The following is a 12014-nucleotide window of genomic DNA, read 5'->3' as shown; positions in this document are numbered from 1 at the left end:
GCTCAATTTACTGGGTATTTATTGATGACAATTTTTTTTACCTTGACTGGAAGTCGTAGGCTGAAGTCGGAAGGAGGTCTGAAGTCTGAAGCTAGACGTCTAGCACCTAATGCCTAAAACCTAATACCTAAATAACTAACCATACATATCCGCCCAGACTGGCAACTGATAACTCGCAACTGACAACTGACCATGATCCTCATCATCGACGACGATATCGCCATCCGCACCTCCCTAAGCCTGCTTTTAAAACAGGAAGGCTTCGAAATCACTTCCGCTGAAGGACCCGAAGAGGGGTATGCCCGTCTTAAAGAAAGGGCAATTGAATTGGTGCTGCTTGATATGAATTTCTCGCTGGAAACCTCCGGTTTGGAAGGGCTTCAGGCGCTGAAAACAATAAAGAAATTGAAGCCGGAAATTCCAGTTATCCTGATGACAGGCTGGGGCTCAATAACCCTGGCTGTTGAGGGGATGAAGAATGGAGCTGCCGACTTTGTTCATAAGCCCTGGGATAATGCAAACATCATGCAGGTAATCCGGACCGCATTGGAGCTTTCGGACAAAAATCGTTTACAAACAGAAAACTCATACAACAGAAAGCAATTAAATGACAAATACGGATTAGAGAATATTATAAGCGAGGATGCCCGTATGCTGTCGATTTTAAAAACTGTTGGCCGTATCAGCTCGACCGACGCCTCGGTTCTCATTACCGGGGAAAGCGGCACCGGAAAGGAATTGATTGCCGAAGCGATTCATCAAAACAGTAACCGGCGTAATAAACCCTTCATTAAGGTAAACCTGGGCGGGATTTCCTCTTCGCTGTTTGAAAGTGAAATGTTCGGGCATAAGCGCGGCTCATTTACTGACGCTAAAAATGACCGTCTTGGCCGTTTTGAAATGGCGCACAAAGGCACCATATTTCTTGATGAAATTGGAGACCTGGATCTGAACAGCCAGGTAAAGCTCCTCCGGGTACTTCAGGACCGAACCTATGAAGTACTGGGCGATAGCCGCACCAAGACAGTCGACGTACGCGTGGTTTGCGCTACAAACCGCAACCTGCAGGAAATGGTGGCTGAAAACAAGTTCAGGGAAGACCTGTATTATCGCATTAACCTGATAACGGTTAACCTGCCACCATTAAGAGAACGTTCAAATGATATCCCTTTACTGATTAATTATTTTCTAGATAATTTAAAAACGATTTATGGACGTGATGAACTGAACATCAGCCGAGAAGCAATCAACTGGCTCAAAAGCAGATCCCTGCCAGGGAATATCAGGGAACTTAAAAATCTGGTAGAGCGCACCGTTCTGGTCAGTGAAACAGATATGCTTGAGATAAAAGACTTTGAGAAACAAACCGAGCATCGCAAAATTCAGAACTCCAAGTTTACTTTGCCGGAAGTAGGAAGCGTGACGATCGACGAGATGGAATTGTCCATGATTCAAAAAGCAATGGAGTTTCACAGGGGAAATATCAGTAAGGTGGCACGCTCGCTGGGCCTGAGTCGCGGGACACTTTACCGCAAGCTCGAAAAATATAATATCCCGTATGAAGCTCAGAAGTAAATTTCTGCTCTACAGCAGCCTGACACATCTTACTTTGATCTTTCTGCTATTTCTGCTCCTGGAAGTAAATAAATACCTGTTTATTTTGGGAGAAATCCTTGTCCTGTGTTCCATTGGCGTTTCCATTTGGCTTTACCGGTCCATTAGTGAGCCGTTTAAATTAATTTCCTCTGGCATTGAATCGATAAAGGACAAGGATTTTACTACCCGGCTTATACATGTTGGCCACCCGGAGATGGATGAGCTTATCGATGTGTACAATCAAATGATCGACCAGCTTCGTGAAGAACGAATCAAGCAAAGTGAAAAGAACTATTTCCTTTCCAAGCTTATAGAAGCATCTCCATCAGCGATAATAATGCTTGATTCTGAAAACAAAATAGCTTCGATGAACCCGGCGGCAGCAACTCTTCCCGGTTTTGAAGCCAATTTTATCGGGCAAAAATTAGATAAGCTCAGTGGAACCCTTGCATCTGAGTTGAACAACCTGCAGGATGGGAAATCGGAAATCTTAACGATTAATGGAACACAGATTTACAAATGCCAAAAAGCTTATTTTGTCGACCGCGGGTTTTCCCATTATTTCATCATGATCGAGGAGCTTTCGGACGAAATCTACAAAAAAGAAAAGAGCGCTTTTGAAAAGGTAATACGTATGATGTCGCATGAGACCAATAATTCCATCGGCGCGATCAACTCCATTCTTAGCACCATATTAACGTATAAAAGTCAGCTGGAGGAAAAGTACCGTGATGATTACGACAATGCCCTAACCGTGGCAATAAACCGTAATAAGGCACTTAGTACCGTCATGTCTAATTTTGCCGATGTCGTAAAAATCCCCGAGCCCATCAGGGAATCAATCGACGTCCACTCTTTACTCAAAACCGTACAGGTCTTGATGGACGCTCAGGCTAAGGATAAAGTAATTAACTGGGAGTGGCAGCTGGAATCGAAGTCGCTTATAGTTGAAATTGATGTGCAGCAAATCGAACTGGTACTTATCAACGTGATTAAGAACGCTATTGAAGCAATTCAAAGTACTGGCACCATCATTTTACGTACCTCCAGTTCACCCCGCAGCCTGTCAATTTTGGATAACGGGCACGGTATTTCCAGGGAAGTTAGCAAGCAGCTATTCTCCGCATTTTTTAGCACGAAGAAAAATGGGCAAGGTGTTGGCCTTACCCTTACAAGGGAAGTTCTTTACAATCATGGAATGGAGTTCTCCCTGGAGAGCAGGGGAGGCTGGACGGAATTTAAAATATCTTTCTGATGGCAGCAACAAATACAATGCAATATGAATAATGAGACCCAAAAACCAAGAAATGCTTACCAGAAATTTTTATTGTTTCTGGTGGCATTAGTGATTTTACTTTTTATGTATAGAGCCTATCGGGAATTTAATTCTAACGCGAACGACTCGAAAATTGAAAAAGTTCCACGTTAGTTCCGCCTTGCTCAGGAGGTGAGCGTACAACAAGCTTTACTCCATTCCGGTGTACTTGGTATATGATTTACCCCATCCGGCAATAACACCTGCAGCATAAAAGATAGTGATCACAGCTTTGAAAACTGGTGTGGGAATTTGTACCGGTCGCGTTAGCGAACTGATTTTCATCCGTCTCATAAAGTAGCACATTTTCGGAATATTTACCTGCCCGCGCTTATCATAATCACCATCCAGCACCAGGCCCGCCATACATTGAAAAAATGTAAAAGTCTCGGATGCATTGCTAAATTCCACTTCACATATAAGAACATCACTGCTGTTATTCATAGCAATATGCGGCTGGCCTTTATAGGCCGTAAAGGTATCACCGGGTTTTCCCACGTGTTCTTTGCCGTTCACCCTGATCAGTAATTGCCCTTGCTTTACCCTGAAGGTTTCGTCCTGATTATAGTGAATATGTTCTGAAGGTACGTGCCCTCCGGGTTGAACGGTCCATTCGAAAACAAAAGTTTCTTTGGTACTGGAAATGCAACGAAAGGTTTCGCCTGCATTGGGATTGGTAAATCCTTCAAAAAGATCAATTGCCATATTTTCATGTTTGATGGCAAATCTAAAGGCAACCCAAATTTCATCAGTTGATTTCAATCAACTAATCATTTCCCGGCAATTTTTCTGCGGATGCGGCTAATCGTTTCAGTCCGTATACCGAGATAAGCCGCGATATAATGCTGGGGCACACGAAGTATGAGAGAGGGGCGGGTTTGAATTAAACGCAGATACAAACTTTCGGGGGTATCAGTTTTTAGTCGGGTGGCCTCATTGATAATTCGGTTATGGTCCACCGCATAGCGCACATCAAGGAATTTTCTGTAGGCAGGAAAAGATTGTAGCCCAATTTCGGCATTATTCAAACTGATTCCCAGGATCTCGCAATCTTCAAGCGCCTGCAGGTACATCTCTGTTGCGGAGTTCATTCGCATACATTGCACTTCTCCGGCAAACCAGCCTTCCTCAGCAAAATAAACGATTTGTTCATCGCCTTCTTCATTAATGAAGAATTTCCGCATGCAACCTTTCAGGATAAATGGGCTGTATTTAGGAATGTCACCGGCACGGTAAAAATAATCTCCTTTGGCAACTTTAAACGGTTTAAAAAGTTCCAGGAATTCCGGAAAGTCTTCCTCCTTAAAGTCCGAATACTTCTGTAATTCCTGCAACAATATATGAGTGGCCATTCCAGAGACAATAATAGCGAAAACAAAGGTTCCCCCAAAAGTCTCTATTATGGTCGACATACTCGACCGTCCAGATTGTTAGCGGTTCGCATTTAAATGTTGACGAGTTATGTGCGACCGCCTTTGGGGTCGGGATGGGAGCATACAACTATTTTGTCCCGGGATTAAGAAACGACTGCTGTGTTAACTCAGCCTAAACCGCAGCGAAAGCGAATGCCCAATGGCATTGAGCAAGTCGGGTTTTAAATGCTGAGCATCTGAGTTTTTTTGAGCCCAGCCTGTTGGAGTTTTGCAAATTAAGATCTCTTCTTCCCCTAACCGGATTCTAAATTCCTTTGTTTCTTTAGTTACCGGGCTATCTTTGATAAGCTTAAATACGTAGTCAGAATTGTTGTGCGTGATTCGTAAAGGATGTTCCATAGTACTATTTCTAACGCACGATATTGATAATAGGTATAGGAATGAAAAATAATTCTGGTCTCTCGTAACTTAAGAGTTGAATGAAGTGATACTAAGTGATCCCATAAATCTGAGGGCTGATTCCGGTATCTGCCGCATTTTCAGAATATTATGGATCTTCCTTAGCCCCCTGGTTTAAGAGTTCAGCGAAGCGCTCTTAAATCATAGCAAGAAAGAAGAGGACTCTGTCCGGCATCAAAGCCAGCATTTCGTTTATGGAGTACTCGACAATTGCCGGACAGAGTCCTGATTTTTATTTTTAGGTTTAAGTGATCCTTTGGAACACTTAAACCAAGAGGGATAATAGGTATAGAAATGAAAAATAATTCTGGAGCTTCGGGACGAGTATGGATGATGGTAAGCCCGTTAAGCGACCTAAACAGCTGGCTTTCGGGGTAGCGAGAAATGAAAACTGGATCCTTTGCCTGGATCGCTTTCGACCCAAATTTTACCCCCATGGCGTTCAACAATTTCTGCACTGAGATATAATCCTATACCGAAGCCGGATATATGTAAGGTTGAGCTGCTTTCAACACGGTAGTAACGGTCAAAGATTTTACCCTTATTCGGTGTGTCAATACCTATTCCTTCATCGGTCACGCTTACGGTGACTTCGTTTTCGCTGGCAGAGCAGCTTATGGTAACTGATGTACTTTCTGCGGAGTATTTAACGGCATTGCTCACCAGATTGGATATGACAGAGCTTATTTTATCCCGGTCTGCATAAATATCTGTATTAACACAGGCATTCAGCTTTAATTCATGGGTTCTGTTCGTAAGTCTGATTTCGTCAATTACCTCGTGCATTAATTCGCCGATATCAAATACCTGTTTCTTGATAATGATTTTTCCTGACTCCAGTCGTGAGATATCCAGAAAACCATTGATCATGGTGGTCATCCTTCTCACCTGGGCTTCTGCCTTTGCCATGGCAGTTGCTAAAAACTTGTCCTCGCTATTTTTCAATTTAGCATGTGAAACCTGGATGATGGCCGACAGTGATGTAATTGGAGTTTTGAGTTCATGGCTAACCATCCCTATAAAATCATTCTTCCGTTGTTCCTCGGCTCGTCTTTCCGTTACATCCATCAGCACACCGGTCAATGCTGAGAATTCGCCGGAAGGATCGGCTTTCAAATTCCCTATTGCCCGGAGCCAGCGAAATCGCTTGTCGTGCAATCCGATCACCGGATAGGTTACGTCAAAGTCTTCCTTATTTGTAATCGCATTTTCAAGTTTGATTGCGATTAGGTCGCGGTATTCATCCGTGATCTGAGCGAGCGACTGTTCAATAGAAATTTCCTCATCCGGCAAAAATCCGTAAAGTTCCTTCAGGCGTACGTTTGTAATAAATTCCCGGGGTTTCGAATTAATGAACCAGGTGCCAAAATTGGCGGCTTCTATAGCCAGGCGTAAAGCGGCTTCACCGTCTTCCACTTTTTGAGTAGCCTTCGTCAGCCGCTCATTGAGCGAATTCAGTTCGTCATTTGCAGCGATTAATTCTTCGTTGGATGTTTCGTATTCTTCATTTGAAGCAGCTAGTTCTTCATTGGTGGATTGCAAGGCCTCTTCTGCAAGCTTCCGGAACGTTATATCGCTTGCTGCTCCAAACCATTCGATTATTTCGCCCTTGTCATCTAAAATCGGCACCGCCCTCGAGAACGTCCATCCGGGTGTCCCGTCTGCACGGTTAACCCTATGCTCAAGCTGAAATATAGATTTTGTGCGGATCGCTTCGTTAATGGCATTATTCACCATCACCATGTCATCAGCGTATACGTTGGTAGTTTTCCAGGTGGTGGTTGGTTCCACTGCATCTAATAAAAAGCCGCGTCCATCAAGCGGATACATCGTACTCCAGTCCGGACTTAAGCTATAGATGACATCTGAAGTGGCTATGACCAGGGCTCGAAATCGTTCTTCATTTGCAGCAATCTGTTGTGGTGTATGTTCTTTCTTCGGGACGGATTTGGCCATAGCAAATAAAATTATTTGAAGCACAGGAAAAATATGAAAATGTTTTTTGAAATGAGCTTGCCAGAGGCATATTTAAGCGATATGCAGGTTCGCGCAAACCTGTCGGCAGACAGGCTTGTGCGGGAATGACGCCTTATAGGAAGATGTGCGATTCCAGCTTTCGCGGGAATAACATGTATGGTTAGAAAGCCCGAGGTACTTGGGTATTACTTCCCAAGTCTCCCCTTGGTTTAAGAGTTCAGCGAGGCGCTCTTAAATCATAGCAAGAAAGGAGAGGACTCTGTCCGGGATCAAAGCCAGCATTTCGTTTATGGAGTACTCGACAATTGCCGGACAGAGTCCTGGTTTTCATCTTTAGGTTTAAGTGATCCTTTGGGACACTTCAACCAAGAGGTATGGTTAGAAAGTCCTTGGTATTTGGGTGTTATTTCCCAAGTCCAAACCTCTTATTCCTGGTATCAAGGATCAACTTATGTCCGAGGAATAGTTTATTTCCCGTCATACCTCCCATACCCATTTTGACCATCATGTCGATCTCGCTGGTGCGTGCACCTTGCATAAAGGTGATATGCTGCAAGGGTAGCGTCTGGCCTCCAATTTGGATGAGGGCGTCGGTGCTAAGGGTGTTTGCGATCATTGTTCTTCCCCAGGAGCTGACCTTGCTGGTTACGGGTACTGCATTCGCCACGGCCATAGCCTTTGCTGTTTTTTCATCAGTAAGGAGCGAGTATCTGCTTGAGCCTGTATCAAAGAACAGCATAGTTTTTTTATTTTGAATAACGGCCGGCAGCAGTATACTGCGCTGGTTATAGGTGAAGGGCATATATGTGATGCCTTTTTTAAGTTTTTCAGGTATTTCGGGACTAATAGTAAGTTTTTGCTTCGGGTAATCGATAACGAGGGTTTGACCATCAAAAAGATCGACTCCAATAGTCCCGATTATTTGTGGTTTTTTACCGGACCAATCAATTTCATTGCTGCCAAAGTCCCGGATATTTATTTCCGCTGCGTTAATTTCACTGCCCCTTTGCTTGAAACTTAACGAAGCCGTGTTTGCACTGGTTACATTTACTTCTGTTCCCGGGTATTTATTTTTAATGGCTTCAAGCTTCTTCTTGTAGAAAAGTGAATAGGGTGCGCCAAGGTCAAACTGCAGGTAGAATGTCTTGGGGCAGCCTTTCAGTTTTACCGGTACCAGGATGGCCGAGTGCTTTTCGAAGGTATTATTGACACTGTCTCCCTGCCATTCAAATTTCAATTGGTAAGCGCTTGCTGGCAGGCTCAGTTTGTTGTAAATCTGTTGCGGCATCTGCGATTTTGCAGGGAATGCCATTGATAAGAGTAAAAGTATAGCCAGGAAATTCGCTGATCTGATAGGAGTGTTTAGGAAGTTTTTGTTTTGCATATCGATTTTTTTGTCGCTGCAAAGTTATCCTTAACACCTTCCCTTAATGCCGTTTAACACGCGTCTTTCGCACGACAATCAAGCGACATTTCGTCCTTTGTTCTGTTTTTTAGGGGAATTAGCGAAAATGACGATTGATGGTGACGAAGTTTTTCGTCAGGATTACAGCATTAAGTGTGTACATGATAAAGAAGGGGAGCAGAAAATTGATAATGACAATTTTATCAAAGTAGATGGCGCTGATAAAGTTAGAAGCAAGGCAGGCCAGCATGATTCCGTTGATTGCCACTGTCCAGATAATCTGGGTTCGGATAGTCTGCCTTGCCACGTTTAGGGTCACTTCGTCATGGCTGCCAGATTTTTTTAAAATATAGATTGGGATTAAAGCATGTACGATCGGGATCAGCAAATAACTAAAGCAGCTTAAGGTTAAGAGTTTTAAGAAGTGCTTTTCTTTCTCGTTTGTATTCTTAACACTTGTTATTTCATTATCCTGCACTTCAGCTTGCAGTTCCTGGAATGTCGTACCCAAAGCCTCGGCGATAGCGTTAATAGTAAATGCTCGTGGTATGCTCTGGCCATTTTCGATTCGCTGGATGGTTCGCGTGGTTAAATTTGTCAGATCTGCCAGCTCCTGTTGGGTGATTCCCTTCTGTTTTCTCGCTTTGGCTATTTTTTCCCCGGCTTCCATGCTTCTCAATTAATGATTTATCTACCGCGTTCAATCCGGGAGAGATGGGGGCGAATTTAGTATTCCGGATTAAAAGATGTTTGTTTATTTACAATTGTTATCCTGCTGGTTTAGGGTCTTTCTGATATCCTGAGGATAGTGGTTCATCCAGTCATTTTGTAGTATGGGTATATAGGTCTTTGTTTAAGAGGAAGATTAGGTGACATTGATTGCTGAGTATATACTGTGATCACCTTTATCAAATACGGATGTTGCGTTTCTTATTTCAGACCCGTACTTGGATTTAAAGGACCCACGGAAACATTAGAAAAAATGAAAATGAAAAACTTACAATACGGACTGATCACATCGCTATTACTGATAACGGCTTCATGTGATGACAAGGCAGAGACTGGAATCTCGTTAGATGGCAACTATTCGGGCTATTTTTACCACATCCCTCCGGGACAGACCAAAGTTGTTAAAGCCCCGGCAGAAGTGAATATAAAACTGGATGGCAGCCAATTCGCTGTAAATGGAACTCAAAACAGGTATCCTGCGGGAGGATCCGGAACTTTCAGCGTGATAAACCGGAAAGAGGTTGATTTTAAAGATGAAAATTTCTGGACGGCTGACTTCGACTGGAATCTGATTTTGAATGGGCGCTATAGTTATGAAATCAAGAGTGACAGTTTAATCCTGACACGGACTCGCACTTCTTGCCCTTCATGCGATTATGTCGATCCGGATGGCAAGACTAGCCTCTATCAATACCGTTTAGGGAAGGTGAATGTAATGCAGGCGAAATAAAATGGGGCATCCCGCGTGGGGAATATGTGCGCTGCCAGCAGCAGCGCACATATTCCCCACAATCCCCAACTGTCGCATGTCATCCCGGCGAAAGCCGGGACCTCCAGATATTTCCTTACTAATTCATCTGTATTGCAATCCCGAAGCCGGGACCTCCAGACATTTCCTTACTAATTCATCTGCATTGCAATCCCGAAGCCCGGACCTCCAGATATTCCCTTATCACTTCAGCTGCATTTGTCATCCCGAAAGCCGGGACCTCCAGACATTTTCTTACTAATTCATCTGCATTGCAATCCCGAAGCCCGGACCTCCAGATATTCCCTTTTCACTTCATCTGCATTTGTCATCCCGAAAGCCGGGACCTCCAAACATTCCCTTACTCATTCATCTGCATTGCAATCCCGAAGCCGGGACATCCAGATATTCCTTTGTCACTCATCTGAATTTGTAATCCCGAAAGCCGGGACCTCCAGATATTTCCTTACTAATTCATCTGCAATAATATCCCGACGCCGGGACCTCCGGATATTTCGAGAAGGCTCAGATAAATATCACAAAGGTAATAATCCCATACAAGATCATTGCGACTATATACCCAGAACAGAATAACACCATGCTGAGCGTACTTTTCCAGAGATTAAGATTATAAACCCGCTTAAAGAAGAATAAAATGTAGCAACAGATTGCTAACAGGCTTATTACCACCATCGCAATAATTGCAGTTTCACTTTTAAAAATAGCAAGGATGGCCTGGGTGATCAGGCCGACTATAATATAGAACCCGGCCACGATAAGAGAATTAAGCTCTAACGATGCGATGCCCATATCATAAGGACTAAGTTTTTTATCCTTGTGAAACTTTAGAAGCTTTTGCACTCCCCAAAGCACGGGAATGGTCAACGGTAAAAACAGGAGGGTGGCCAGCTTTCCGTAATTGTGCTTTTTTTCATTATAACGTCTGGCTAATGCTGTTTCACTCAGATGTACCCGCCGGCTTTTATTCAGCGCTATCTCTTTCTTCCACTTACTCACTCCACCGCCCGAAACTTCCGTCTGATACGTGGTTACCATATTATTACTGATGGTGAAGGTATTGGGAATTAGGAAATACACCAGTGTGATAATAACAAAAAGGGAGCTCAGTTTGAAGTAGCGCTGCGTTATCCCTTCTTTGACATGGAGGGTAACCAATCCCGGATGTGTAAAGATCGTTTTTAAGGTCTTTACAAATTTTCCATCGAGATGGGTAAAGAAATGCACGAACTCATGTGCCAAATGGCCAAGTGTTCGCTCTTCTGGAATTATATTCTTCTGGCCGCATACATGACAATATTTGCCTGCCAGACCGTTTCCGCAATTTTTGCAATTTCCCATCTACCAGGCTAAAATAAGAAATTCAATCGGGACCTCTTTCTCCATATTCCAATGCTGTCCCTATATCCAATTAAGGCGGTAAATATTTTTAGATATTAATCTGTTTGTTTACCTTTCCTGAATTAATTCAACTTGCACAAGTTTGGATAGTATAGATTAATCGCTAACCTGTATCCTTCATTCAATGGCACTTAAAACCTATAAATTGTTACAAAATAAAAAAAAGAACATCCTTGAACTCTGGATGAAGAACCAGTTGGCTGATGAAGGCCTGCGGGAGGATCTGATCAGCAATGATGAATTGCGGAGCCAGTCAGAAGAGTTAATCACAGCCCTTGTTTCTAATCTATCCGACGAAAATTTCAACGATCTCAATTCTGACGAATGGAGCCCGGTGCTTGAAATTTTAGGCGGGATCGCAATAACCAGAGCGCGACAGGGATTCAGCCCGAGGGAAACAGGCAATTTTGTATTCTCTCTGAAGGAAGCTTTGCTGCAGGTCTTGCAGGAAGAATTAAAGGGCGATCAGCAGGCATTTTTTAACGAAAGTGCTAAGATCAACCGCTTAATGGACAATTTAAGCGTGATAACCTTTGAGACATTTATCAAAGGCCGTGAAGAAGTGATTTTGCGCCAGACTGATGAGATCGCTGAGATCTCTACGCCGGTAATACGCGTATGGGACGGAATTCTTGCCTTGCCTATAATTGGTACGCTGGACAGCGCCAGGACACAGGTTGTAATGGAAAACCTTTTGCAGGAGATCGTGGAAACTGGTTCCAGTATTGCCATCCTTGATATTTCAGGTGTTCCGGCAGTAGATTCGCTAGTGGCCCAGCATCTGATCAAAACGGTAAGTGCCACGCGCCTGATGGGTGCGGAGTGTATCATCAGCGGTATCCGCCCCGAGATTGCTCAAACAGTTGTGCATTTAGGAATAGACCTTTCGAATATTGTAACTAAGGCTACCCTGGCTAGCGCATTGGCACATGCCTTTAAGATTATGCGCTTAGAAGTGAAAAAATCTACGATCATTAAATCCTAAATCAAAAC

11 protein-coding genes are annotated in these 12014 nt (G+C 43.5%); 4 read left to right on the top strand and 7 right to left on the bottom strand.

Annotated elements, in window-relative coordinates; all coding sequences use genetic code 11:
• Positions 1–192: 192 nt before the first annotated feature.
• Both B5X60_RS08200 and B5X60_RS08195 read left to right on the top strand, forming a co-directional pair.
• A complete protein-coding gene (locus B5X60_RS08200; RefSeq protein ID WP_079702097.1) occupies positions 193–1575 on the top strand; it encodes a sigma-54-dependent transcriptional regulator in 1383 nt (460 codons plus the stop codon).
• Positions 1559–2851, top strand: a complete 1293-nt coding sequence (locus B5X60_RS08195; RefSeq protein ID WP_079702096.1) for a sensor histidine kinase — start codon at positions 1559–1561, stop codon at positions 2849–2851. Before B5X60_RS08200 ends, B5X60_RS08195 begins: the two co-directional genes overlap by 17 nt.
• A 210-nt stretch (positions 2852–3061) precedes the next feature.
• On the opposite strand, the gene B5X60_RS08190 is transcribed toward B5X60_RS08195, so the two are convergent.
• The 6 genes from B5X60_RS08190 to B5X60_RS08165 form a co-directional block, all read right to left on the bottom strand.
• A complete protein-coding gene (locus B5X60_RS08190) occupies positions 3062–3616 on the bottom strand; it encodes a cupin domain-containing protein (RefSeq protein WP_139377399.1) in 555 nt (184 codons plus the stop codon).
• A gap of 65 nt (positions 3617–3681) precedes the next feature.
• Entirely contained in the window at positions 3682–4323 is a 642-nt protein-coding gene (locus B5X60_RS08185; RefSeq protein WP_079702094.1) for a Crp/Fnr family transcriptional regulator, read from the bottom strand.
• Positions 4324–4446: 123 nt separating this feature from the next.
• The gene (locus B5X60_RS08180) at positions 4447–4683 is read right to left on the bottom strand and encodes a hypothetical protein (protein WP_079702093.1); all 237 of its coding nucleotides are present in this window, start codon (positions 4681–4683) and stop codon (positions 4447–4449) included.
• Positions 4684–5097: 414 nt separating this feature from the next.
• Entirely contained in the window at positions 5098–6699 is a 1602-nt protein-coding gene (locus tag B5X60_RS08175; RefSeq protein WP_079702092.1) for a PAS domain-containing sensor histidine kinase, read from the bottom strand.
• Between the two features lie 424 nt (positions 6700–7123).
• The gene (locus B5X60_RS08170; protein ID WP_079702091.1) at positions 7124–8104 is read right to left on the bottom strand and encodes a hypothetical protein; all 981 of its coding nucleotides are present in this window, start codon (positions 8102–8104) and stop codon (positions 7124–7126) included.
• Positions 8105–8222: 118 nt separating this feature from the next.
• Complete coding sequence (locus B5X60_RS08165; protein WP_079702090.1) at positions 8223–8795, bottom strand: helix-turn-helix domain-containing protein; 573 nt, start codon at positions 8793–8795, stop codon at positions 8223–8225.
• Positions 8796–9113: 318 nt separating this feature from the next.
• On the opposite strand from B5X60_RS08165, the gene B5X60_RS08160 reads away from it, so the two are divergent.
• A complete protein-coding gene (locus B5X60_RS08160) occupies positions 9114–9584 on the top strand; it encodes a hypothetical protein (RefSeq protein ID WP_139377398.1) in 471 nt (156 codons plus the stop codon).
• 543 nt (positions 9585–10127) lie between these two features.
• Here B5X60_RS08160 and B5X60_RS08155 read toward each other — a convergent pair.
• Positions 10128–10961, bottom strand: a complete 834-nt coding sequence (locus tag B5X60_RS08155) for a DUF3667 domain-containing protein (RefSeq protein ID WP_079702088.1) — start codon at positions 10959–10961, stop codon at positions 10128–10130.
• A 184-nt stretch (positions 10962–11145) separates the two neighbouring features.
• On the opposite strand from B5X60_RS08155, the gene B5X60_RS08150 reads away from it, so the two are divergent.
• A complete protein-coding gene (locus B5X60_RS08150; protein ID WP_079702087.1) occupies positions 11146–12006 on the top strand; it encodes an STAS domain-containing protein in 861 nt (286 codons plus the stop codon).
• Positions 12007–12014 lie beyond the last annotated feature (8 nt).

This window comes from Daejeonella lutea (assembly GCF_900168015.1).
GTDB lineage: Bacteria > Bacteroidota > Bacteroidia > Sphingobacteriales > Sphingobacteriaceae > Daejeonella > Daejeonella lutea.
The sequence above is the reverse complement of the archived record's forward strand: the minus strand, read 5'-3'. Positions and strand labels throughout refer to the sequence as shown.